Source organism: Streptomyces sp. NPDC021356 (genome assembly GCF_040641015.1).
In the GTDB taxonomy this organism is placed as follows: Bacteria; Actinomycetota; Actinomycetes; order Streptomycetales; family Streptomycetaceae; genus Streptomyces.
Window position 1 is genome coordinate 86,994 of record NZ_JBFACU010000021.1, and the last position, 24,964, is coordinate 111,957.

Consider the following 24,964-nt stretch of genomic DNA (forward strand, 5'->3'; position numbering starts at 1 on the left):
TCTCACGGACCGCCGACAGCGCCCCACGTCATTGACGGATCACTGGGCGGAGGCGGGCTTGTAGTCCTGGCCGAGCACCACCGAGACGTCGGCGTTCGCGGTGACGGTGCCCTTCCTCACGGCGCTCGCGGGCAGGCCCAGCGTCTTGGCTGCCTCGACGGCGTCGTTCTTGTGGGCGACGTCGGAGTAGGTGACCTCGGACACCGGCCGGCCCACGGATGCCGTGCCGGCCGCCACGAAGCTGAAGCCGCCGTTGAGGAGGGCGACGCGCGCCTTGTCGGTGCCGCTCTTGGTGCCGGAGGCGTTCTGGACGGAGACGCGGACGGCCGAGCCCTGGCCTGGGCTCTTCGCGGTGCCGCCCAGGATGTCCTTGACCACGCTGTCGCTGGTCTGGGCGGTCAGCGTGCCGTCGCCCTGGACGGGCAGCAGCGCGGTCTTGTAGGCGCCGCCCTTGGCCAGCTCGGCGAGCTTGGCCAGGAAGGTCCCGAGGTCCTTGTCGGTGAGCGAGGGGTCGAGGATCTGCGCCAGCGTCTGCACGGTGGTGGTGGCGGCCTGCGGGTCGGAGGACATCTTGCGCAGCACCCCCTGCATCACCTGGCCGAACCGCTTGAGCTGGGCGTTCTGGTCCTCCCCGGAGGCGCGGTAGGTGGCGTAGGCGACGGCCATGCGGCCGCTGAGGGTCTGTCCCTGGCCCTTGTGGACGAGCACCGTGGTGCCCTTCTTCTTGTCCGGGTCGGGTACGTCGGCGTCGGTGTCGGCCTCGACGCCGCCGACCAGGTCGACGAGGTTCTGCAGGTAGGGGGTGTCCAGGCGCCAGGTGCCCTGGATGCTGGTGCCGAGGACGGTGTCGAGCTGGTCGCGGGTGCCGGAGGAACCGTCGTCCTTGACCGACTTCGCGAGGGTCGTCGCGGTGCCGTCGTCGGCCGACACGGCGAGGGAGTTGGGCAGCAGGACGGTGGTGCCCTGCTTGGTGGTGGTGTTGTCGACGAGCAGCGCCGTCGACGTGCCGCCCTTGGCGGTGTCGTGCAGGTGGACCACGACCACGTCGCGTTTCTGGGCGCCCGCGGCGCTCGCCGCGCCGCTGCCGCCGCCGGACGAGGACACTCCGGGGAGCTTCCCGGCGTACCAGAGGTAGCCGACGCCGCCGACCGCGACCAGGGCCAGGACCACCGCCAGGGCGATCACGCGGCTGCGGGCGCGGCGGCGGGCCTCCTCACGGCGCTCGGTGCGGTTCTCGGTGAACTTCAGCCAGTCGATGACGTCCTCGGAGTCGTCGGTCGGCTCCTCGACGAAGGCGAACTGCTCGGTGTGGTACTCCTCAGCGCCCGCCTCCGGCCGGCCGGAGCGGCCCGCGCTCCCGTCCGCCCCGGGCTCCGCGGGCGGCTCCGCCGGCGGGCCGGCCTGCTGCGGGATGCGGGCGGTCTGATCGGCGAGCCGGGGCTGCTGCCCGCTGGTCGCCGCCGCCCCGTACGGGTCGTACGGGGCGTACGGTTCCTGCGGTTCGTACGGCGCCGTCGGGGCCGCCGGGGCCGAGGGGGCGCTCGAGCCGTGGCCCGTGCCGTCGTAGGTCCCGTAGGTCGTCCCGTAGGACCCGTGCACCCCGGGGGCCTCGTAGGGCTGCTGTGCCGGGTACGGCTCGTGGGCGGGGTAGGTCCCGTAGGGGTCGCCAGGGGCCGGGGCCTGAGCCTGGGCCGGGATCTGGCCCTGCTGGGGGCGGCCGTCCGCACCCGCCGCGTACGGGTCGTAGCCGTAGCCCTGCCGGCCGTACGCGTCGTACGTCTGCTGCGGAGTCTGCTGCGCCGGTACCTGCCGGTACATGGGCCTGCCGTACTCGTCGTAGCCGACGAGCTCGTAACCGTCGTCCCCGTGTCCCGCGTCGTATCGGTCGTTCACCGGTGCCCCTCTCGGCTCACTCGCCGCGGTACAGCTCGCGTTTGGCGATGTAGCGCACGACTCCGTCCGGCACCATGTACCAGATGGGGTCTCCCTTGGCGACTCTCGCCCGGCAGTCCGTGGAGGAGATGGCGAGGGCGGGGACCTCGACGAGCGATACGCCGCCCTCGGGGAGACCGGGGTCGGTGAGGTGGTGGCCCGGCCGGGTGACGCCGATGAAGTGCGCGAGGGAGAACAGCTCCTCCGAGTCGCGCCAGGTGAGGATCTGACCGAGGGCGTCGGCGCCGGTGATGAAGAACAGGTCCGTGTCCGGGTTGAGGGCGCGCAGGTCGCGCAGGGTGTCCACGGTGTAGGTGGCGCCGCCGCGGTCGATGTCGATGCGGCTGACGGAGAACTGCGGGTTCTCGGCGGTCGCGATGACCGTCATCAGGTAGCGGTCCTCGGCCGCGGAGACCTTGCGGTGGGACTTCTGCCAGGGCTGGCCGGTGGGGACGAACACCACCTCGTCCAGCTGGAACTGCGCGGCGACCTCGCTGGCCGCCACGAGGTGCCCGTGGTGGATCGGGTCAAACGTTCCGCCCATGACGCCGAGACGGCGCTTGCCCGTGGACGAAGGGCCGCTGCCGGGCCCCGCCCCGAGATGCTTCACCGTGTCGCTCACCGGACCGGTAGGCATGTCCTGCTCTCCCATGCGTGCAGACCCTACCGGCCCGGCCCGAGGGCTCCCGCCGGGCTCAGCGGTCGCGGTTGAAGCGGGTGGTGATCCAGAGCAGGAGCAGCAGGATGATGAGGGCGGCTCCGCCCGTCACCGCGGGGTTGAGGCTGTCGTGGTTGCCGCCCTCGGCCTCGGCGAGGTTGACCAACTGGGCTGCGGTGCTGGGGATGCTCATCTTCGGCAGACCTATCCGGGTGTGGGCGGGATAAAGATGTCCGCCCATCGTAAGCGCCCGCCTCCACCCCCCTCACCCCGACTCCACGGTTGCGGCCGGTCAGGGCACGGGAGCAGCGGAGGGGGGAGGGTGCCTGGTGGGGGCGGGGCCCGCCGGGGGCGGGAGCTGGGGGGGTGCCCTGGGCGGGGCCGGTCCGGCGGGCCGCCCGCACCGCGGGGCCGGGCCGTGGGGTGTCGGACCCGCACGGGCACCACGGACCGCCGGGCAGGCCTGCGCCGCCGATCGCGGTGCGCGGGAGGTTCGAGGGGCGAGTCGCCGACGGCATCCGCGACTCCTTTCCGGCGGCTACCCCGTGCGCGCTGCTACGTAGCGCACGTACCGCAGCCCCGGCGGCTCATGGCCGCGACGGCGACGCGAGCAGGCGGCCGAGCGGCGCCCGGCCAGGCCGCCGCGACAGGTGCCCGCGCCCGTGAGCGGGCCGGATCGATGGGCGGAAAGGGCAGACGGGTCGGTCGGTGGCATCCCGGCAGCGGGGCGCCGAGGGTCGGCGGGACGCCCGCGCCTACGGCCGGGCCGGGGCCCAGGCCGGTTCCTGCGCGCCCGTCCCTCGTGCGGGCCGCCGTTGACGGCCCCTTCCGGGCGGTCACGCCGCGCCCGCGCCCGGCGACCCGCCTGCCGCCGCGCCGAGGACGTACCGCGCCGAGGACGTACCCCACGGGCCAGCGGGGCGCCGTGGCCCCGGAGCGACCTCGGCAGCGGCCCGAGAGCGACCCGGTCAGCACCGTCGGAGACCCGTCAGCGGCGCGGGGGGCACGCGCCCATCGACGCACCGCCCCCGGACCCGCCCTCCAGCCGACCCCCAACAGTCAACAGCCCCACGGTGACCCGCGCGAAGGCCCCGCAGCGCCCGGTCAGGAGCCCCGCAGGGACACACACCCGGCGGCGCACCGGTCCGGAGCTGCCCGACGGCGGTCCCCCGCCGGACCCGCGGCGGGGCGCGGCCCGTGTTTCCCGGGTGCGGGAACCTTCCGGAGGGGTCAGTCGTCGTTCCGTTTGTAGCCGCGCAGGAGGAACCAGCCGGTGAGCACGCAGCCCAGGACCATCACGACCAGGACGACGCGGAGCAGGTCGCCCGATCCCTGATGCTGCGCTGTGGTGTTCGCGGCCGCGGCCAGCCGGACGGCTGCGGGGTAGTGCTCCATGGCGTGACTCCTTCGCTGTGCTGCCCGCCCACGGTATCTCCGCCTAGGCTGGCCCTTGCTTCGGGGGCACATCGGGCGACACAGACGCACATGGGGAATCACATGGGGGATCACATGTCCGACGACGGCCGCTACCACGACGGGCACGAGCAGACGCCGAGCCGGCGGCGTACGCGCTTCCCGGGGATCTCCTCGCGCGCCTACGAGCACCCGGCCGACCGCTCCGCCCTGGTCGCGCTGCGCAAGCTGAGCGGTTTCGACACGGTCTTCAAGGCCCTCAGCGGCCTGCTGCCCGAGCGCAGTCTCCGGCTGCTCTTCCTGTCCGACTCGGTACGTGTCTCGGACGAGCAGTTCGCACACCTGAACGGCATGCTGCGCGACGCCTGCTACATCCTGGACCTGGAGAAGGTCCCGCCGATGTACGTCAACCAGGACCCTCAGCCCAACGCGATGTGCATCGGCCTGGACGAGCCGGTGATCGTCGTGACCACGGGGCTGGTCGAACTGCTCGACGAGGAGGAGATGCGGGCCGTCGTCGGCCACGAGGTGGGCCACGCCCTCTCCGGCCACTCCGTGTACCGCACGATCCTGCTCTTCCTGACCAGCCTGGCGGTGCGGGTGGCCTGGATCCCGCTGGGCAACATCGCGATCATGGCGATCGTGACGGCGCTGCGCGAGTGGTTCCGCAAGTCGGAGCTGTCGGCGGACCGGGCGGGTCTGCTGGTCGGCCAGGACCTGCGGGCGTCCATGCGCGGCCTGATGAAGATCGCGGGCGGCAACCACCTGCACGAGATGAACGTGGACGCGTTCCTGCGGCAGGCCGAGGAGTACGAGTCGGCGGGCGACCTGCGCGACTCCGTCCTGAAGATCCTCAACGTGCTGCCGCGTACGCACCCCTTCACCACCGTGCGGGCGGCCGAGCTGAAGAAGTGGGCCGAGTCCCGCGACTACCAGCGGATCGTGGACGGTCACTACCCGCGCCGCAGCGAGGACAAGGACACCTCGGTCAGCGACTCCTTCCGTGAGTCGGCCGCGCACTACGCCGACCACGTGAAGAACTCCAAGGACCCGCTGATGAAGCTGGTGACCGACCTCGCGGGCGGCGCGGGCGACCTGGGCGACCGGGTCCGGCGCGGCTTCAGCGGGTTCACCGGCTCGGCACCGCCCAAGGACGCGAAGGGCGGCGAGGGCGGCGGAGAGAAGGGTGGCGCGACGGGCGGGCCGGAGGGCGAGTCCGGCACCCCGCCGCGCGACGAGCGCTGAGCGTCACGCCGCACCGGAGCCACGCGGGCCGGGCGTCACACCTTCGGCTGGGCGGCCGGTGCCAGCGCGCCGCACACGGCGGTCAGGCCGTCCGGCGCGAACGGGTCCGTCGCGAACGGGTCCGTCGCGGCCGGACCGCCCGCCTTCGCGCTCCGGCCGGCCGTCAGCGGGTGGAAGTGGTCCGTGTTGTCGTCGGCGCAGGACAGCGGGCCCGCCCCGGTGGTGGAGACGACCAGCTGGACCTGGTGCAGCCGCAGATCGTCGTGGTCGAAGCGGAACCGCAGTTCCCGCCGGACGGTGAACAGCGAGGCCGGGGCGGCCGCGGCGGAGCCGGCCGGCTTGAGGGCGTAGACGAGGACGGGGTCCGCGGAGACCTCCAGGGTGGCGGCGTCCGCCTCCGTGACCTGGAGGCTGCCCTGCACCCGGATGTGGGAATCGGCCAGCTCGACCCGGTGCGCATCGAAGCGGACCAGCCACCCGGTGGCCGCCACGTCCCCGCCACCGGCGGCCGGGCGACCGGCACCACGGCCGGCGCCCCCACCGGCATCCCGGTCGGCGCTCCCGCCGATGCTGCGGTCGAACTGGTCGAGCTGGCCCGGGTCCAGCAGGGCCCGTACGGCCTCCGTGCTGCCTCCGACCAGCACCGCCGGGTCGACGGAGGAGGCCACGATGTAGTCACGCGCGCCGGTCAGGGCCGCGACGACCTGGCTGTCCGAGAAGTGCTCCGTGCCGCGGTGGGCGGGCAGCGGGATGCCCTCGGCGCCGGTGGCGAACTGGGCGGCGGGAGAGTTCGCGTACAGGTGTGCGAGGTCGGCGCTGCCGGGCACCTTGCCGGTGGGGACGAGCGGGACGACGGCCGCCCGCAGGGGTTCGACGGCCCGCGGGGACAGCGGGGACCGGTAGGGCGTCCGTACGCCCATGTAGATCGCCGTGGCGAAGGCGACGGCGATCAGCAGGAGCAGGAACAGCGCCTGCCGCGGCAGTCCGCGGTGCAGGTGCGGGCGGCGCCGGACGGCGGGCGTGTGGTCGGTCATCCGCTCCCGGGCGGAGTACTCCTGGAGGCGGGCAGCACGGACGAACGACTCGTCGAAGACGACGGATCGGTATTCGTCCTCCGCGCCTGAGGGGGTGCCGTCGGGTGTCCCTTCAGGCGGGTCGCCAGGCCCTCCCATACTTTCAGGGTAGGTCGCGCGAAGCGGTGGTAAACGCGCTGCTCTGCGCCAAGTTCTGACTGGCGCTCACCCGTCCGGCCGCCCGGCGCTCAGTGGGCCCGGGGTACCGCCGGGACGAGCGGGCGGGAGGAGGCGGCGGACCCGGAGGGCGCGGCGGCGCTGCCCTGCTCCAGGCCGGTCGAGGCGGGCGGCGGCACCTGGTCGCGGCTGCCGGAGGAGCCGCCCCGGTAGACGGCCGCGAAGGCCAGCGCGACCATGCCGATGCCCATGACGAGCGCGAGCACCCAGGCGACGGGGCGGTGCCAGCGGACCTGTCTGCCGAACGCGCCCGGGCCGCCGTAGCGGTGTTCGAGCACGTCGGGGTCGTCCAGGTCGTCGAGCTCGTGCCCGGCGCCGAAACCGTGCCGGCCGGCGCCGAAGCCGTCGTCGTAGCGCTCGGCTCTCAGGCGGGCGCGGCGGGCTTCGGCCTCGGAGGCCTCGGCTCTGGCCTGCGCCGCGGCCAGGAGACGTTCGACGGCGGTGGGCTCGTGGATCACGGCCGCCCGTACGAAGGCCTCGTCGAAGACCACGGAGGCGAACTCTTCGTCCGACACTCCGCGGTCGTGGTCGTCGTCGGGCTCCCAGCCGTCAGGGAACGGCGTGCCCCCCACGTCCTCCGGCACGGATCCAGAGTAGACCTGGGGGGTCAATTTGGGCAGACGGTACGGAAATTCATCCGCCAGGTGAGACGCCGCCCCCGGGCCCCGGGCACCGGCCGGTGTCCGGCCCGCGGCGGGCGGTCAGCGCCTGATGTGCCCGTCGCCGGTGACGATGTACTTGGTGCTGGTCAGCTCCGGCAGGCCCATGGGGCCGCGGGCGTGCAGTTTCTGCGTGGAGATGCCGATCTCGGCGCCGAAGCCGAACTGGCCGCCGTCGGTGAACCGGGTGGAGGCGTTCACGGCGACCGTGGTGGAGTCGACCAACTGGGTGAAACGGCGGGCGGCCTGCTGCGAGGTGGTGACGATCGCCTCGGTGTGACCGGAGGTCCACAGCCGGATGTGGCTGACGGCCCGGTCCAGGGAGTCGACGACGGCGGCGGCGATGTCGTAGGACAGGTACTCGGTGTCCCAGTCCTCCGGGGTGGCCTCGACGACGGTGGCCCGGGAGCCCTTGGCGTAGGCCATGACCCGCTCGTCGGCGTGCACGGTGACCCCGGCGTCGGCGAGGGCGTCCAGGGCACGCGGCAGGAACTCGGCGGCGATGTCCTGGTGGACGAGGAGCGTCTCGGCCGCGTTGCAGACGCTGGGGCGCTGCGCCTTGGAGTTGATCAGGATGTCGACGGCCATGTCGAGGTCGGCCCGGGCGTCGACGTAGACGTGGCAGTTGCCGGTGCCGGTCTCGATCACGGGGACGGTGGACTCGTTGACCACGGTGCGGATCAGGGAGGCGCCGCCGCGCGGGATCAGCACGTCGACGAGGCCGCGGGCGCGCATCAGCTCGCGCACGCTCTCCCGGCTCTCGCCGGGCACGAGCTGGACGGCGTCGGCGGGCAGCCCGGCGCCGCCGACCGCGTCGCGGATCACCCGGACCAGGGCGGTGTTCGACGCGTAGGCGGAGGCGGAGCCGCGCAGCAGCACCGCGTTGCCGGACTTCAGGCACAGCGCGGCGGCGTCCACGGTGACGTTGGGGCGGGCCTCGTAGATGATGCCGACCACACCGAGCGGGACGCGGACCTGTCGCAGGTCCAGGCCGTTGGGGAGGGTGGAGCCGCGGACCACCTCGCCGACCGGGTCGGGCAGCGCCACCACGTCGCGCACGTCGGCGGCGATGGCGCGCACCCGCTCGGGGGTGAGCGTGAGCCGGTCGACGACGGCCTCGCTGGTGCCGGCCGCGCGGGCCTTGGCGACGTCCTGCGCGTTGGCCTCGACGATCTCGCTGGTACGGACCTCCAGGGCGTCCGCGATGGCGAGCAGCGCGTCGTCCTTCTCGGCGCGCGGCAGCGGCGCGAGGTCGGCTGCGGCGGCCTTGGCCCGGTAGGCGGCCTGGGCCACCGGGGACATCGAGTCGTACGGCGAGAGCGTGGTCATGGGGGAAGCGTAGTGCGCCGAGCTGGGGCGTTCACGCGCTGTTCCACACCGCGAGACGCCCGTGGCCACCGGTGGGACGGCCTCGGCCGGCGGGGCCGTCCCGGGGGCTCGGCGGGGCCGGAGCGGGTCAGAAGGGGTGGACCCCGACCGGGGTCGCCGGGGGCGGTCCGTAGCCCTCGGCCAGGCGCTGGTGGTACGTCTCGCGGTCGATGACCTCCAGGCCGACGATCTCCCAGGGCGGCAGCTGGGCGCTCTGCCGGTGCTCGCCCCACAGGCGCAGGGCGACGGCCGCCGCGTCGTGCAGGTCCCGGGCCTCCTCCCAGTAGCGGATCTCGGCGTGGTCGTCGGCGTAGCGGCTGGTCAGCAGGAAGGGGTGGTCGTGGGCGAGCTGCTCAAGGCCGCGCCTGACCTCCTGCAGCGGGGTTCCGGTGCCGGAGACCCGCAGGGTGATGTGCCACAGCCGGGGCAGGTCCGCCGGTCGCCCGCGCCCGTCGTGCGCCTGCCGTGTTCCGCGCTCCCCCTCGCGCTGCCGGTCCTGCTGTTCGCGCGCGTACCGGTCGCCGGCGGCGACGCTGGTCAGGGCGCGCTCCTCACCGGGTGCGCGGGAAGGGGACCCGCCGGCACCACCGCGGGACGCCGTCGCCCCAGGGCGCACTCGTCTCACGACGGCCTCCTTCACCCGTGCTCGCGGAATGTCCCTGGGACAAAGTGCAGCAGGCCCTACGGCTCCATGGGGCGGTTTTGCGGAAGGTCCCCCACCTTCAGGGACCGCAGGGCCGGACGATTCGGCCCATTACGGCTCCAGGACCACCAGGTCGTCCCTGTGTACGACCTCGCGTTCGTACGCCGGTCCCAGCTCGCGGGCGAGGTCCCTGGTGGAGCGGCCGAGCAGCAGGGGGATCTCCTTGGCGTCGAAGTTGACGAGGCCGCGGGCGACGGCGTGGCCGCGGCCGTCGCGCAGTTCGACCGGGTCGCCTGCGGTGAAGTCGCCCTCGACGGCGGCGATGCCCGCGGGGAGCAGCGACTTGCGGCCCTCGACGACCGCGCGCACCGCGCCGTCGTCGAGGGTGAGGGCACCCTGCGGGGTGGAGGCGTGCTGGAGCCACAGCAGGCGGTCGGCGGAGCGCCTGCCGGTGGGGTGGAAGTAGGTGCCGGTGTCGTTGCCGGACAGGGCGTCGGCGGCGTGCACGGCGCTGGTGAGGACGACGGGGATGCCCGCGGCGGCGGCGATCCTGGCGGCCTCGACCTTGGTGACCATGCCGCCGGTGCCGACGCCCGCCTTGCCGGCGCTGCCGATCTCGACACCGGCCAGGTCGGCGGGGCCCCGCACCTCGGTGATCCGGGAGGTGCCCGGGCGGCTGGGGTCGCCGTCGTAGACGCCGTCGACGTCGGAGAGCAGGACGAGCAGGTCGGCGCGGACGAGGTGGGCGACGAGGGCGGCGAGGCGGTCGTTGTCGCCGAAGCGGATCTCGTCGGTGGCGACGGTGTCGTTCTCGTTGACGACCGGCAGGGCGCCCATGGCCAGCAGTTTGTCCAGGGTGCGGGAGGCGTTGCGGTGGTGGGCGCGGCGGCTGGTGTCGTCGCCGGTCAGCAGGACCTGGCCGACGCGGATGCCGTAGCGGGCGAAGGAGGCGGTGTAGCGGGCCACGAGGAGGCCCTGGCCGACGCTGGCGGCGGCCTGCTGGCGGGCGAGGTCCTTGGGGCGGCGGCGCAGGCCGAGCGGGGCGAGGCCGGCGGCGATGGCGCCGGAGGAGACCAGGACGACCTCCTTGCGGCCGGGGCCACTGCTCTTGGCGAGGACGTCGACGAGGGCGTCCACCCGGTCGGCGTCCAGGCCGCCGGCGGCGGTGGTCAGCGACGAGGAGCCCACCTTGACGACGATCCTGCGGGCCTCGCGCACGGCCTGCCTTGCCCCTGCCACCTTGCTGCCCGTCCCCTCCGTGTTCCGGTGATCCCGTTCGCCGGTGATCCGCCTCGCAATCTACGCGAGCCGGCCGGCCACCGCTCGTTCGTCCAGTACGCGGACGAATGACCGGATCGCGCCCTGTGGCGCGAGCGAAACGTGATGTGTCTCTCAGGTGCCGCTCAAGCCGCCTGTGGCAGCGGCCGGGTGCGCCGAAGATGGCGCAAAAACGTCCATGAGCGCTCGCATTTGGCCAACGAGACCTCCACAGGTGTTCAACACGCCCTCCAGAGTGCGTATCTTCGCGTGGCGCTCTGTCGTGTCCCTGCTCAACTTCTGCACCAACGGGGGGACATGCGCGCGGCGGGCATCCAGTCTGTCCGACGGCATCCCGCCGTCTTCGCGCAGCCGTCGGGCACCGATACGAAGGACAGCTTTGGACACCACCTACTGGAGCAGACGACGCGTTCTCGGCACCCTCGCGGCCACCGCGGCCGTCGCCACCACCTCCAGCCTCGTCCTGAACCCCGTAGCCGCCTGGGCCGCCGACACGCCTCCGGCCGACGACGACGGCGATCCGCTCGAACTGCCCGACACCGACCGGGCGAAGACCGTGAAGGCGTGGCTGCTGGGCGGCCCTGCCGTGCGCGCCGCCGCGGAGCTGGCGCTGACCGGCACCGACGCCGACATCCAGACCTTCCTGACCGGCGAACTCCCGGCGGCCACGGCTGAGGACAACCGTGTCGCCATCCTGACCTCCCTGGCCGCCGGCGGCACGGGCACCCGGCGCGCCGCCGCGGCCGCGCTCGACGGGGGCGACGCCGCCATCGCCGACTACCTCGGCACCGGCTTCAGGACGGCGATCGTGGAGGACCTGCGCGTCGCCACCAGCACCGTGATGGCGACCGGAGACAAGGCCGTGCGCCGTGACGGCGACGCCGCCCTGAACGCGGGCACCCAGGACGCCCTGGAGAACTTCCTCACCGACGGGCAGTACAGCGCCCGCCTGGAGGACATGCGCTTCGAGGTGTCCGCGCTCACCGTGAACGCGGGCCCCGAGGTGCAGAAGTACGCCACCCGGGCGCTGGACGGCACCGCCGACGACATCGAGTGGTTCCTCGACACCGGCCAGCACATCGCCCGCGCCCGGGACCAGGAGTCCGCCAAGATCGAGGAACTGGTCGCGGTCGTCGAGCGCGAAGGCAAGATCGCCGACGCGAAGACGAAGGAGGCCGAGGAGGCCGCCGCCCGCGCCGTCGAGGCCGCCGCCAAGGCCAAGGAGGCCGCCGAGAAGGCCGCGGCCGAGGCCCAGGCCGCCCAGGACGACGTGGTCAAGTCGGGCAAGGCCGCCCGCAAGGCGGCCCAGGCCGCGCAGGGCGCCGCCGACTCCTCGCGCGTCGCCATCCGTGCCTCGCACGCCGCCGTGCAGGCCTCCCGCCGGGCCGCCTACGCCGCCACCGCCGCGAGCCAGGCCGCGGCCACCGCCGGTTCCGCCGCCGCCCGCGCCTACAACGCGGCGATCGCCGCCTCCAAGGACGCCTCCAAGGCGTCCGCCGCCAAGGACGCCGCCGTCGCCGCGCGCAACGCCGCCGCCAAGGCGCGCAGCGCCGCGAAGGCCGCCGACTACGCCGCCACCTCCTCCGCGCAGGCCGCGAGCGCCGGTTCGGCCGCCGCCTCGGCCGCCCGCAACGCCGCCGCCGCCGCGAACGCCTCCGCCACCGCGGCGTCCGCCGCGGGCAAGGCGCAGGCGGAGGCCGCGGAGGCCAAGCGGCAGGCGCAGATCGCCAGCAGCAACGCGCAGATCGCCACCAACGCGGCCGGTACCGCGCAGGCGCTGGCGAACACCGCGGCCAGTGCCGCGCGCACCGCGCGGGACGCCGCCAACAGCGCTGCCGACCACGCGGACAAGGCCGCGGACGCCGCCGAGTGGGCCGTCAAGTACGCGGGCCAGGCCGTCGAGTACGCGAAGAAGTCCACCGATTTCGCCAACGAGGCGACCAAGGCCGCCAACACCGCCACCGACGCCGTCAACCAGGCGGTCGCGGTGGAGAAGCAGGCCCGCGACGCCGAGTGGCAGCGGCTGGACGAGGACGTCAAGCAGGCCCTGGAGGAAGCCCGCGACCTCGCGCAGATCGAGGACCGGGAGCGGGCGGAGTACGCCGAGAAGCGCACCCAGGCCTCCCAGGCCGAGCAGGCCACCAAGGACCTCGTCGCCCAGGCCGAGACGGCGCTGAAGGCGGGCGACCTCGGTCTCGCCGCCACCCTGGGGCGCAAGGCCGCGCTCGCCCACATGGACTCGCGCGGCTCCTGGTCGCGCGAGGCGGCGCGGTTCGCGCTGTCCGGCGCGGACGCCGACGTGCACGGCTGGATCGACACCGACCGGGCGCTCGCGCAGAAGCAGGACGACCGGGAGACCGTCCTGTACCTGGCGCAGATCACCACGCCGGACGTGGCCGACGCCGCGACCAGGGCGCTGGAGAACGACGACCCGGACGCCGGTACCGCCTTCCTCGCCACCGGTGTGGTCGAGGCCGCCGCCACCGACAACCGCGTCGCGGTCTCCCGCGTCCTGTCCGCCGGTCCCGGCAGCGCGGTGACGAAAGCGGCGAACGACGCCCTGAACGCGGGGACCGCCGAGGCCCTGCACGAGTTCCTCAGCGTCGCCTACGAGGCGGCGCAGCGCGAGGACGACGCGGTCGCCACCGCGGCCCTCATCGACAAGGGCGGCCCGTACACCAAGGCGCACGCCCAGGCCGCGATGGAGGGGCCGACGTGGATGCGTCGCAACTTCATCGCCTCGGTGCAGTACAAGACCGCGCAGCTCGACTACGACTCGGCCGCGCACATCGCCGCCGTGCAGGGCGCGATCGCCGCCGCCGCGAAGATCGCGAACAAGGCGCAGGAGGACGCCGCCCGGGCGCAGGAGGCGGCGGCCAAGGCCCGTAACGCCGCCACCGAGGCGCTCCAGTGGGCGGACAAGGCGAAGAAGGCCGCCGACCAGGCCGCCGCGTCCGCGCAGCAGGCGGACGCGAACGCGGACGCCGCCGAGCAGTCGGCCAAGGACGCCCAGGCCTCCGCCGACCGGGCGAAGGCCGCGGCGGCCACCGCCCGCACGGCCGCGCGTTCGGCGAACTACTCCGCCAACCGCGCGGTGGACGCCGCGCAGCGTGCGGTGGCGTCGGCGAACTCGGCGCAGGCGTCGGCGAACTCGGCCCGCGCCTCGGCCGTCCAGGCGGGCAAGGACGCGCAGACCGCCGCGGCGGCGGCGAGCCAGGCCCACCAGATCGCCGCGGCCAAGCGCAAGGCGGAGATCGCGGCCGCGGCCAAGGCGGCGGCCGAGCAGGCCCGCAAGGCCAAGGAGGCCGGCCAGAACCCGGCCGACACGTCCGACAACGACGACGTCAAGGGCGGCCTGCCCTGGTGGAAGAAGGACGCCCGGTGGCTGGCGAACGCCACGAACTGGGCCAGCATCGGCACCGGCTTCGCCTCGGTGGGCATCGGCCTGGTCGGCCTCGGGGTGGGTGTCTTCTTCCCGCCGGCCGGAGTGGCCCTCGAAGGCATCGCGGCCGGATTCGGATATGCCTCGCTCGCCTTCACGGGACTGAACGTCCTGTTCACCGGAATCGGCTACGGCTGGACGAGCAGCGAGTTCCAGTCCTCCCTCGGGAGTGCCGCCCTGAGTCTGATCACGTTCGGTCAGTCCAAGTGGATCGGCGCGCTCGGCGGGGCGAAGGTCGCCACCAAGCTCACGCAGGCGGGACACGACCTCATCTCGCCGGTCACCGGCCTGCTCGGGTCGCTGTTCTGACGGGGCTGGCGTAAAAGTATCCGGGAAGGGCCGGCGTGCGGTGTTTCCGCCGCCGGCCCTTGCGGAATTCCCGAAAGACAGACCGCGCTTGCGCTGCTTTCCCTGGAATGTCCGTGGATCGGTTATCGTGAGGGTGATTTCCGGCGTTCTCGCGGGCCGTCCGAGAAACATCGCCCTCCTGTGATTCACCTCACAAAGGGAGTCCCGCTTTACGCCCCATTTAGGTACTTTGCGAAGTGGACAAGGGTTCACCGCAGAGGGTTTTATAGCCAAGTTCGAGCAGTTTCCCGGTAGTCGGACAGAAGTCCGGTCGAAGCCCCACGCCGAATGAACGGCAGGGCGGCACGGCCGCCGTTCGTTCGGCTGCCGGGAGTGGGGGCACTGCACGTCACTTCCGGCTGCCTTCACACCGCTGCATGAAAAGCGCTCCGGTCCATTTCGTCCGGAGCCGACCAGTGAGGACTGTGATGAAGGCACGTGCAGTAATGGCGAAGCCGTACCAGAGAAGGATCGCCGGCACCGTTCTGGCCGCCGCGGCCGCGGGTGCCCTGGCGTTCACGACGCTGACGGGCGGCGCCTCCGCCGCGAAGGGCGACAAGGCCGACGCGGTCACCTCCGTCGCCGGCGAGGCCCCCGGCTACGCCGTGGAGGACTTCAACTACCCGGGCGCCGACAAGATCCTCGCCGAGAAGAACATCGTCCTCAAGCGCGGCGACGGACACATCACGCTCGCCGACTGCGCGAGCGGCACCGGCTTCCTGGAGGTCTGGGCCCGCAGCAAGGACAAGATCTGCTTCCAGGTCACCGGGAACACCGGCTGGCTGACGCTGGAGATCCCCTCCGTCTACGCCGTCCGCGGCAACGACTACGCGGCCCAGGTGGACATGACCGTCGACTCGGAGCAGAAGAGCTTCGACGTCGCCAAGAACACCTGGACCGCGGTCGGCGAGAGCGCGGACCCGCAGGGCAGGGAGCACATGCTCGTGGAGATCCGCACCTCCAAGTAACCGCGCCCGGCACCGTTCGCCAGCCGATCCGCCGGCCGCTCCGGTCCCGCGGACCTCACGTTCAAGGAATCACCACATGCCACCCACCAGACACGTGCGTCTCGCCGCACTCGCCACCGCGGTCATCGCGGGCCCCCTGGCGTTCTGCGCCGCGCCCGCGTCCGCCGTCACCGGCACCCCGGTCGCCGACGCCTCCTTCGCCTACACCGCGCAGGTGATCGTCGGCGACCACGACCACGGCTGCTCCGGCGTCCTGGTCGACACCGAATGGCTGCTCACCGCGGCCAGCTGCTTCGCCGACAACCCCGCGAGCGACCTCACCGTGCCGGCCGGCAAGCCGAAGGCGAAGACGACCGCGACGATCGGCCGCGCCGACCTGAGCGGCACCGACGGAGCCGTGCGCGAGATCGTCGAGCTGGTGCCCCGCGCCGACCGCGACGTGGTCCTGGCCCGGCTGAACCGCCCGGTCACCAACGTCGCCCCCGTCGCCCTGGCCACCACCGCGCCCGCCGCCGGCGAGGAGCTGAAGTTCGCCGGCTACGGGCGCGACAAGACCGAGTGGGCGCCCCTGAAGCTGCACACCGGCACGCTGGGTGTGGACGCCGCCGACGCCACCACGGCCACCGTCACCGGCAAGGACGCCGCCGCCTGCATGGGCGACGCCGGCGGTCCGGTGGTGCGGTCGGCGGGCGGCACGCCCCAGCTGGTCGCCCTCAACAGCCGGTCCTACCAGGGCGGTTGCTTCGGCATCGACCCGGCCGAGACCCGCACCGGCGGTATCACCACGCGGGTCGACGACCTCGCCTCCTGGGTGAACTCGAAGACCGGTTCCGCGCGCATCACCGACTTCAACTGCGACGGCGTCGAGGACGTCGCCATCGCCGACCCGAAGGCGGCCGTGGCCGGCAAGGACGGCGCCGGCGTCGTCCGCATCGTCTACGGCGGCGGCAAGGGCACCGCCGAGATCAACCAGGACCTCGACTGGGTGCCGGGCGGCTCCGAGGCGGGCGACTGGTTCGGCGAGGCCATGGACACCGTCGACTACAACGAGGACGGCTGCACCGACCTCGTCGTCGGCACCCCCTCCGAGGACCTCGGCACGGCCACCGACGCGGGTATGGCCGACATCCTGTACGGCGCCCCGGGCGGCATCGGCACCGGCTCCCTGAAGGACACCCACTTCGAGCAGGGCTCGGGCACCGGCTCCTTCAAGTCCTCCACCGCGGAGACCGGCGACCGCACCGGCCAGGCCGTCGCGGCCGGTGTCACCGCCGCCGGCGAGCCGTTCGTCGTGATCGGCTCCCCGGGCGAGGCCATCGGCTCGGTCGCCAAGGCGGGCATGGCCTTCTACGTGCACGCCGACACCAACATCGCCATCAGCCAGGACAGCACCGGCGTGCCCGGCGCCGTGGAGGCGAACGACGGCTTCGGCGGCGCGGTCGCGGCCGACGCCAACCACATCGCCATCTCCGCCTCGAACGAGACGATCGGCACCGACGCGGGCGCCGGCAACGTGGCGGTCTTCTCGCACCAGCTGAACTCCGAGAAGCGGCCCACTCCGCTGTTCGGCCTCGACCAGGACCTGGACACGGTCTCCGGCGGCGCCGAGCCGGGCGACCAGTTCGGCAAGTCGCTGGCCATGGTCACCTACCGCCCCTCGGGCGCGGCCACCGCCAACGAGTCGATCATCGCGGTCGGCGTACCGGGCGAAGACCTGGACGTCGACGGCGTCAACAAGACCGACGCCGGCATGGTGCAGACCTTCCGCATCGGCGCGGACGGCAAGTACACCCAGCTCAACTCGTACCTGTCCGGCACCGGTTCCGACACCGTGCCCGGCACCTCCGAGGCCGGTGACCACTTCGGCACGGCCGTGGCCGCCGTGAACACCGCCCCGCGCGCGGTGAGCACCACGGCGACGATGAAGCTGGCCGTCGGCATCACCGACGAGGCCATCGGCACCACCGCGAAGGCCGGTGCCATCACCACCTTCTCGCTGATCGGCTCGCCCGGCGCCAACAACCGCTGGATCGAGGCCGGCACCTCCGGCATCCCGGGTCCGGCCGGTGCCGACCAGCACCTCGGCCAGAGCATCCACTACAGCGGCACCAAGCTGTACCTGGGCATGCCCTACGGTCCGGGCAGCTACGGCACGGTCTACGCCCTGCCGCTGGCCAACGTGACCGCGGGCGGCTCCAACGCGGCGATCACCACGTACCAGCCCGGCAAGGACGGCCTGCCGGCGGCCGGCGGCCGCTTCGGCTACGTGGTCCGCTAGGACCCGCCGGACTCGACGGACCCGACAGAAAGGGGGGCTTCCCCGGCACCGAGTGCCGGGGAAGCCCCCTTTTCCGTCGCCTTCGGGGCTCAGAGCTCGTACGGGCTCTTCACCGGGAAGTAGGCGCGCAGGAACGAGCCTATGATGCGGGCCTGCTCCTGGTCCGGGACCTCCGCGTCCTGCGACTCGCCCAGGCAGAACGCGTCGTGCCCGCGTATGGCGAGCAGACGGGTCAGCTCGGGGTGGCGGGAGTAGGTGCCCACGTCGATGTAGGCGCACCGGATGCTGCTCGGCACCGCGCTGCCCGTCAGGTAGCCGTAGTGGTGGTGCAGCGAGGAGACCATCGAGATGTCCTGCCATCCGCGCATGGGGTTGGCGGCGGTGCGGGCCACGCTCTCGGCGAAGTCCGCCTCGATGTTCTCCAGGACACTCCTGCGCAGCGGGTGCGGGGCGTGCGCGAAGCTGTTCGCCACGGTCACCCCGAAGCGCTCCTCCAGCAGCTTGCGGTTGTTCTTCGCCGCGGCGAAGTAGCCCTCGTCCGTCTCCGCCGGCTCCCCGATCGGCACGGTCGTCGGCGTCCAGTAGAAGCGGCTCGTGCCGTTCGGCTGGAAGAACTTCTGCGCGTTGAGCGGCCTGCCGATGAACACGTCGTCGTTCATGTACAGGAAGTGCTCGGACAGCCCGTCGATGTGGTGCAGCTGGCTCTCGATGGCGTGCGAGTTGAACGTCGGCAGGCAGGACGGGTCGGTGAAGATGTCGCGGTGCGACACCACCTCGATGTCCGGGTGCGCGGTGTTCAGCCACTGCGGGGTCTGGTCGTCGGTGACCAGGTAGATCTTGCGCACCCAGGGCGCGAACATCGCCAGCGAGCGCAGCGAGTAGCGCAGTTCGTCACGGTTGCGGAAGCGGGCGGCCTCGTCGCCGGAGCCCGTCGCCTCGGCCGCGAAGCCGAGTTCGGCGCGGCGCCGCGCCCGCCGCTCCTGCCAGCCGGGGTCGGTGTCGTCGACCCACGTGTAGACGACGTCCACCGGGAAGTCGATGTCGCTGACCATCCGCTTGGTGAACGGCTCCAGCGTCGGGTACTCCCGGTCGCGCACCCGCAGCCGGGCGTCCGCGGTCAGCGTCGGCAGCTTCGGGCCGACGGAGCTGGCGCGCAGCGGCGCGACGAACTGGCCGTCGCCGCCCTCCTCTTCCGGTACCTGACGCCAGAACTCCACGTCGCAGCCGTAGGCGGGACCGAAGCGCAGCGTGCGGCTGGAGGTCACCACGGGGCGGAAGACCCGGAGCCCGGCCACCTCTCCGGCGGCCTCCAGGCGCTCGGCGAGCAGGACGCCGGGCGCGTGCGTGCGGGGCTTGAGCAGTTCGGCGTAGACCGCCTTGCCCTCGTAGTCGGTGGCCAGGGCCTTGCGGACCGCCGCCTGGTGGACGGTGTCCACGGCGATGCGGCGGCGCGGGCTGTCCTCCCGGTCGCGCACCAGCACGAAGGGGATGCCGTGCTTCTCCAGCGCGGCGACGACCGTCTCGAAGTTGCGCTGGACGATGTCCGAGCCCTGGAGGTCGTCGTGGACCTCGGAGAGCCGGCCGCTGGCACGTACCAGGGAGCGGTTGGCCGCGCCGATCATCAGCTCGCGGGCGCGCTGGTCGCCCGAGGAGGGCGCCGTGCGGTCCGCGGCGACGGCGGCGTGGAAGCGGCCCGCGCCGCCGTGCGCCACGCGGTGGGCCATGCGGTCGGCCCGCTGCGCCATCCGCTGCGGGTCGTCACGGCGGTAGAGCAGTTCGGTGAACAGCTCCTCCCACTGCTTGACGATCACGTCGGCGGCGAAGCGCGCGGAGCCCTCGTGGGCGTTCTCCCCGTAGGAGCGCAGCAGTTCCTCGTCGCCCATCAGACGGGAGATCGCCTCGGAGAGGCCCTCTATGTCGTTGGGTGCCACGAGCAGGCCGTCCACGCCGTGCCGGATGATCTCGGCGGGGCCGGTGACGATGTCGTACGCCACCGCCGGGACGCCGGCGGCGAAGGCCTCCAGGAGCACCAGCGGGAAGGCCTCGCCGTCCTGCGACGGCAGCATGGTGAGGCTGGCCTTGGCCCACTCCTCGGTCATGTGCTGGCTGGGGCCGAGGATCTCCACGGCGTCGTGCAGACCGAGGCCCTGGACCATGTTGCGCAGCCGGGACATCTGCGGGCCGTCGCCGAAGACGCGCAGCCGCCAGCCGGGGTGCTCGGGCAGCGCCTTCGCGAACGCCTGGATGGCGTGGTCGACCTGCTTGTCGGGCACGAGGCGGCGCGGCATCACGATGCTCTTGCCGGTGAGGCTGGAGCGGGGCCGGAAGCCCTCCGGGATGGCGTTCGGGATGGCCGCCAGGCGCGGGGCCGCCTTGCCGAGCGACTCCTCCAGCCACTGCTTGGTGCGCTCGGTCAGAACGACCAGCGCGTCGATCTCCGGGGCCCGCAGCAGCAGCGGCTCGCCGGTGCCGCCGCGCAGCTGCGAGGGCCGGTGCTCCTGGTGGATGGTGATCACCCGGGAGGGCACCAGGTCGGCGACGGCGGACATCAGCGCCGGCGAGGTGGTGATGAGGATGTCGGTGTCGAGGGTGCGCAGGGCGCGGTTCATCTCGACGTCGGAGAGGGCGTCGAAGGTCGCCTCCCACTTGGGGCTGATCAGGTCGCTGGGCAGCCCGGCCAGGCGGCGGCACTCCTCGGCGCCGATGTCGCTGTCGCGCACCGGGCGTTCCGTCTTGCCCGTGCGGTCCACGAGGTAGCGCACGGGGACCCGCTCGTCCACGGAGAAGAAGGGACGCTCGCGGGTCTTGAAGACGCTGAGCACATCGACGCTGTGCCGGGGCGCCAGGTGCGTCGCCTGGGTGTAGACGGCCTGCTCCGTGCCGCCCATCTCGTCGCCCCAGGTGAGCAGAAACGTGATCTTCATTGGTGTCAACATCCAGAGGGGAGGTGGGCCGCTCGGAAGGCGAGGCTGCCGATGGGCGTGTAATACGGGTTGATCCTGAGCACGGAGTCGTCGTCGGCGGTCAGCAGCCGGTGCGGCATGCGGAAGACGTCCCCGGGGCTGCGTACGTCGGTGCGCTGCCGGGAGATCTTCAGCGGCCGGCGGCGCGGGCGCTGGAGCCGGACGTCGAATATCTGCTCCTTGGTGCCGACGTCGCCGAAGTCGGCCACGCGCAGCGAGCAGACGAAGACGTCGCCGTGCCAGGTGGCCGGGACGACGCGGGCGGCCTTGCCGCTGCGGCGGACGAGTTCGACGTCGCCGCTGCACTCCTCGGCCGGCGCGTTGACGAGCCGGCCCTCCAGCGTCACCTCGGACCAGCCGATCTTCACGGAGAGGATCTCCGCCTCGGCGTCGTCCCTGCCCACGGAGACGTACGCGCGTCCGGTGCCGGAGGCGATGAGACGGCAGTAGGTGCCGTCCGGGCGCACCGGCTCGGGGACCGTGGGCCCGTCGGTCATGAGCCGGGGCGCCTTGGCCACCGCGAAGCGGCGTTCGGTGCCGGCGGCGTCGGCGAAGACGACCGAGAGCCGCCACTGGCCGGACCCCAGCAGGAACCTGCGCACTCCGGCGGGGACCGGCGGGTGGGAGTCGGCGTCCGCCTCCAGCAGGTCGAGGACGGCGGTGCCCTGTGCCTCGACCTGGCCGTCACTGCGCTGGACGAGCGTCAGCGGGATGACCACCGGCGTCGAGGAGCCGCCCAGCAGCAGGGACGCGGCCGAGGCGGTCACCTCGCCGGGCACGCGGACGCAGAAGTTGAGCGTCCTGCCGTCCAGGAGGGAGAGGTGTTCGGCGGTGACCCGCGGCCAGTCGTCGGCGCTCGGCGGGACCAGGACGAGACTGTCCAGTCGCGACCGTGCCGAGCGCACCACGTCGTACCCCTTGCGCATCACCTTGTGCGGGGTAGGGAGTTGTCTCATCGGTTGTCTGCACCACGCTCGTAGGGGCTGGGGTACGGGAAGTACTCGTCCAGGAAGCGGGTCATCAGGGCCTGCTGGCGGCCCAGTTCGGCTTCCGTGGAGGTCGTGTCGTTCAGGCAGAACACGTGCGCGTCACGCTGGGCGAGCAGTCGGCCGAGCAGTCGCTCGACACCGGGTTTGCCCACGTCGCAGTAGCGGTACACGAGTCCTTCGCCGGAGAAGGAACGCTGGGTGTGGAAGGCGTAGTAGTGGTGCAGGGACGAGGCGACGGAGATGTCCTCGGCACTGCGGAACCGGCTCGCCGCCGTGCGCCGGTGCTCCTCGGGGAACTCCCGCTCGATCTCGTCCAGGACGCTGCGGTGCAGCGCGTGCGGCACGTGCTTCATCTTGCGGAAGATGTTGTCGCCGAAGCGCTCCGCGATGAGCCTGCGGTTGTTCTTCCCGGCCGCCGCCACCGGCGGGTCCTCGGGGGAGGGCTCGCCGAAGGGGACCAGGGCGGGCGAGAGGTAGAACTTGCCGAGGCCGTTGGGCAGGAAGAAGTGCTGCGGGAGCACCTCCTGGCCCAGCATCACGTCGTCGTTGAAGTACAGGAAGTGCTCGGAGAGCCCCTCGATGTGGTGCAGCTGGCTCTCGATCGCGTGCGAGTTGAAGGTCGGCAGCGCGTCGGGGTCCTTGAAGATCTGCTTGTGGCTGACGACCTTGATCCGGGGGTGGTCGGTGTCGAGCCACTCCGGCGTCTGGTCGGCGGTCACCAGGTAGATGTTGCGCACCCAGGGCGCGTACAGGTGCAGCGAGCGCAGCGAGTAGCGCAGTTCGTCCCGGCTGAGGTAGCGCGCGGCGTTGGCGGCCTCCTCGTGGTACGGCCGGTCGGAGAAGGCGGCCCGCTGGCGCACCCAGTCCGGGTCGGCGCCGTCCACCCACGTGTACACCACGTCGACGGGGAACGTCCGGCGGCCGACGGCGGCCGCCGCGAAGGCCGGGCGGGTCGGCACGTGCACCCGTCCCTGCTCCGGGTGCTCCAGTTCCGGATGGCCCTGTTCCGACTGCTCCCGCTCCGTCCGCTCCCGCTCGGCGGGGAGTTCGTGCTCGGCGGGGAGCGGGGCGAGTTCGGTGAACAGGCTCTCGTCGGCCTGGACCGGCGCCTCGTCGGCGGGTACGGCCTCGGCGACGACATTGCGCCGGGGCGAGAGGAGTTCGTCGCCCTCCTGCCGCCAGAACTCGATGTCGCAGCCGTAGCGCAGGCCCAGCACCAGGCGGCCGGTCTGGTCGGTGAGGTACCAGGTGCACCGGAAGACGTCGGCGCCGGAGACCCGCTTCCACGGGCCGGCCCCGTAGCCGGGCAGCACCGACTCCTCCTGGGGCTGGCGGCCCCGGACCGGGACCACGTAGCCGGGCCTGATCCGGCAGGCCTGGCGCAGTGCGGTGAGCACCCGCTCGCGGTCCTCCCGGCGTACGGCGACCGCCGCGGAGGTCTCGGAGGCCGAGCGCACGCAGAAGTAGTCGACACCGGCGCCACGCAGCGCGGCGGCCACCTCGTCGAGGTTGGCCCGGCGGGCCTGGAGCGGAGTGATGTCGGGGACGACGTGGGCGATGCGCGGGGTCCCGTCGACACTGACGACGGTTCTGTCGTGCCGTGCCAGCAGCGCACGGTGGCGGCGGACCACCCGCCCCCGCTTGACCTGGTTGCGCATCTCGGCCGCGGCGGCGATCCCCGACTTGAGCTGCTCGCGGAAGTCGGTCCCCACGTGCTCGGCGATCACTCGCCGCGCGCCGACCGGCACCGCGCGGCGGTACACGCCAACCAACCGGGAGGCTTCAGGGTTTCGCACTGCGGGAGCTCCTCCGACGGGAACGGCTGGGTGAACGGCACGCTCCCACTAGGTGATCCGGTAAAAACACGGCGAGACAAGTATGCAGTGTGTTTACCTCACGTCCCCATGGCCGTGCCACAACCGCAACCGTCAGCAAATGCGGCATACCGGGCCAATCGCCCACGAGTGTTGACATAAATCACAGCGTGGAACCGCGCGGCCGACAGCCGCGTCCGGGAGCCCGAAAGCTCCCGGACACAAGGGCCGCACCGGTCAGAACGGCTCGAAGTCGTCGTACTCCCGCTCGGAGTCGTCGCGCTCGGCCTGCCGGTCGCGGCGGCGCTGCGCGGCCGGGCGGGGCGCCTCGAAACGGTGGTCCTCGCCGCGGCGGCCGAGCATCTCCGCGCCCGCCATCACCGACGGCTCCCAGTCGAAGACGACCGCGTTGTCCTCGGGACCGATCGCGACGCCGTCGCCGGAGCGGGCGCCCGCCTTCATCAACTCCTCCTCGACACCGAGGCGGTTGAGCCGGTCGGCGAGGTAGCCGACGGCCTCGTCGTTGCTGAAGTCGGTCTGCCGCACCCAGCGTTCGGGCTTCTCGCCGCGGACCCGGAACAGGCCGTCCTCCTCGAGGGTGACCGTGAAACCGGCCTCGTCGACGGCCTTCGGCCGGATGACGATCCGCGTCGCCTCCTCCTTGGGCCGGGCGGCCCGCGCCCCGGCGACCAGCTCGGCCAGCGCGAACGACAGCTCCTTCAGGCCCGTGTGGGCCACCGCCGACACCTCGAAGACGCGGTAGCCGCGCGCCTGGAGGTCCGGCCGGACCATCTCGGCGAGGTCCTTGCCGTCGGGCACGTCGATCTTGTTCAGGACGACGATGCGCGGCCGGTTGTCCAGACCGCCGTACTGCCGCAGCTCCTCCTCGATGATGTCGAGGTCGGAGACCGGGTCGCGGTCCGACTCCAGGGTCGCGGTGTCCAGCACGTGCACGAGGACGCTGCACCGCTCGACGTGCCGCAGGAACTCCAGGCCGAGCCCCTTGCCCTGGCTGGCGCCGGGGATGAGTCCGGGCACGTCGGCGACGGTGTAGACGGTCGAACCGGCCGTCACCACGCCCAGGTTGGGCACGAGGGTCGTGAACGGGTAGTCCGCGATCTTCGGCTTGGCCGCGCTGAGCACGGAGATCAGCGACGACTTGCCGGCGCTCGGGTAGCCCACCAGCGCCACGTCCGCGACGGTCTTCAGCTCCAGGACGATGTCCTGGAGGTCCCCCGGCACGCCCAGCAGCGCGAACCCGGGCGCCTTGCGGCGGGCCGAGGCCAGCGCCGCGTTGCCCAGGCCGCCCCGGCCGCCCTGCGCGGCGACGTACGAGGTGCCGTGGCCGACCAGGTCGGCCAGCACGTTGCCCGCCTTGTCCAGGACGACCGTGCCGTCCGGCACCGGCAGGACCAGGTCCTCGCCGTCCTTGCCGGAACGGTTGCCGCCCTCGCCGGGCTTGCCGTTGGTGGCCTTGCGGTGCGGCGAGTGGTGGTAGTCGAGCAGCGTGGTCACGGACTGGTCGACGGTGAGGATCACATCGCCGCCCCGGCCGCCGTTGCCGCCGTCCGGGCCGCCCAGCGGCTTGAACTTCTCACGGTGCACGGAGGCACAGCCGTGGCCCCCGTTACCCGCGGCGACGTGCAGTTCGACGCGGTCCACGAAGGTGGTCATGGTGGTGCCTCCAGAGCTACGGGAATGTCTCTTACGTAACAC

The 24,964-nt window shown here is 72.6% G+C and carries 17 protein-coding genes; 4 read left to right on the plus strand and 13 right to left on the minus strand.

The genetic code is table 11. The annotated features are described in order from the left end of the window. Positions 1-39: 39 nt before the first annotated feature. The 4 genes from AB0G56_RS26635 to AB0G56_RS26650 all read right to left on the minus strand — a co-directional run bounded on the left by AB0G56_RS26635 (position 40) and on the right by AB0G56_RS26650 (position 3,985). The gene (locus AB0G56_RS26635) at positions 40-1,893 is read right to left on the minus strand and encodes an LCP family protein (RefSeq protein WP_360973487.1); all 1,854 of its coding nucleotides are present in this window, start codon (positions 1,891-1,893) and stop codon (positions 40-42) included. A 16-nt stretch (positions 1,894-1,909) separates the two neighbouring features. Beyond that, a complete protein-coding gene (gene nadD, locus AB0G56_RS26640; protein WP_360973489.1) occupies positions 1,910-2,584 on the minus strand; it encodes a nicotinate-nucleotide adenylyltransferase in 675 nt (224 codons plus the stop codon). Between the two features lie 43 nt (positions 2,585-2,627). Then, positions 2,628-2,783 (minus strand): hypothetical protein, encoded by a 156-nt coding sequence (locus tag AB0G56_RS26645; RefSeq protein WP_360973491.1) that lies wholly within the window; start codon positions 2,781-2,783, stop codon positions 2,628-2,630. A gap of 1,037 nt (positions 2,784-3,820) precedes the next feature. Further along, complete coding sequence (locus tag AB0G56_RS26650) at positions 3,821-3,985, minus strand: hypothetical protein (protein WP_360973493.1); 165 nt, start codon at positions 3,983-3,985, stop codon at positions 3,821-3,823. 114 nt (positions 3,986-4,099) lie between these two features. Here AB0G56_RS26650 and AB0G56_RS26655 point away from each other — a divergent pair, with 114 nt between their 5' ends. Further along, positions 4,100-5,248 (plus strand): M48 family metallopeptidase, encoded by a 1,149-nt coding sequence (locus AB0G56_RS26655; RefSeq protein WP_360973494.1) that lies wholly within the window; start codon positions 4,100-4,102, stop codon positions 5,246-5,248. 35 nt (positions 5,249-5,283) lie between these two features. Here AB0G56_RS26655 and AB0G56_RS26660 read toward each other — a convergent pair whose 3' ends face one another. From AB0G56_RS26660 to proB, 5 genes are all read right to left on the minus strand, one after another. Beyond that, a complete protein-coding gene (locus AB0G56_RS26660) occupies positions 5,284-6,420 on the minus strand; it encodes a hypothetical protein (RefSeq protein ID WP_360973496.1) in 1,137 nt (378 codons plus the stop codon). An 89-nt stretch (positions 6,421-6,509) separates the two neighbouring features. After that, positions 6,510-7,109, minus strand: coding sequence for a hypothetical protein (locus tag AB0G56_RS26665; RefSeq protein WP_360973498.1), 600 nt, complete (start codon positions 7,107-7,109; stop codon positions 6,510-6,512). A 90-nt stretch (positions 7,110-7,199) separates the two neighbouring features. Next, positions 7,200-8,486, minus strand: coding sequence for a glutamate-5-semialdehyde dehydrogenase (locus AB0G56_RS26670; RefSeq protein ID WP_360973500.1), 1,287 nt, complete (start codon positions 8,484-8,486; stop codon positions 7,200-7,202). A gap of 127 nt (positions 8,487-8,613) precedes the next feature. Beyond that, the gene (locus AB0G56_RS26675; protein ID WP_360973572.1) at positions 8,614-9,141 is read right to left on the minus strand and encodes a hypothetical protein; all 528 of its coding nucleotides are present in this window, start codon (positions 9,139-9,141) and stop codon (positions 8,614-8,616) included. A gap of 138 nt (positions 9,142-9,279) precedes the next feature. Next, positions 9,280-10,407, minus strand: coding sequence for a glutamate 5-kinase (gene proB / locus AB0G56_RS26680; protein WP_360973502.1), 1,128 nt, complete (start codon positions 10,405-10,407; stop codon positions 9,280-9,282). A 418-nt stretch (positions 10,408-10,825) separates the two neighbouring features. Between proB and AB0G56_RS26685 the strand changes: the two genes are divergently transcribed. The 3 genes from AB0G56_RS26685 to AB0G56_RS26695 all read left to right on the plus strand — a co-directional run bounded on the left by AB0G56_RS26685 (position 10,826) and on the right by AB0G56_RS26695 (position 17,482). Next, positions 10,826-14,197: a hypothetical protein gene (locus tag AB0G56_RS26685; RefSeq protein WP_360973504.1), complete on the plus strand. Its 3,372-nt coding sequence runs from the start codon at positions 10,826-10,828 to the stop codon at positions 14,195-14,197. A gap of 485 nt (positions 14,198-14,682) precedes the next feature. Then, on the plus strand, positions 14,683-15,204 hold the full coding sequence (locus AB0G56_RS26690; RefSeq protein WP_360973506.1) for a hypothetical protein: 522 nt from the start codon (positions 14,683-14,685) through the stop codon (positions 15,202-15,204). Positions 15,205-15,280: 76 nt separating this feature from the next. Then, entirely contained in the window at positions 15,281-17,482 is a 2,202-nt protein-coding gene (locus tag AB0G56_RS26695; protein WP_360973508.1) for a S1 family peptidase, read from the plus strand. Between the two features lie 89 nt (positions 17,483-17,571). Here the strand turns inward: AB0G56_RS26695 and AB0G56_RS26700 are convergent, their stop codons facing one another. The 4 genes from AB0G56_RS26700 to obgE form a co-directional block, all read right to left on the minus strand. Beyond that, positions 17,572-20,406, minus strand: coding sequence for a stealth conserved region 3 domain-containing protein (locus AB0G56_RS26700; RefSeq protein ID WP_360973510.1), 2,835 nt, complete (start codon positions 20,404-20,406; stop codon positions 17,572-17,574). A gap of 5 nt (positions 20,407-20,411) precedes the next feature. Then, a complete protein-coding gene (locus tag AB0G56_RS26705; RefSeq protein ID WP_360973512.1) occupies positions 20,412-21,401 on the minus strand; it encodes a hypothetical protein in 990 nt (329 codons plus the stop codon). Further along, on the minus strand, positions 21,398-23,230 hold the full coding sequence (locus tag AB0G56_RS26710) for a stealth family protein (RefSeq protein ID WP_360973514.1): 1,833 nt from the start codon (positions 23,228-23,230) through the stop codon (positions 21,398-21,400). Before AB0G56_RS26710 ends, AB0G56_RS26705 begins: the two co-directional genes overlap by 4 nt. Positions 23,231-23,485: 255 nt before the next feature. Continuing rightward, positions 23,486-24,922, minus strand: a complete 1,437-nt coding sequence (obgE, locus tag AB0G56_RS26715; protein WP_360973516.1) for a GTPase ObgE — start codon at positions 24,920-24,922, stop codon at positions 23,486-23,488. Positions 24,923-24,964: the final 42 nt, after the last annotated feature.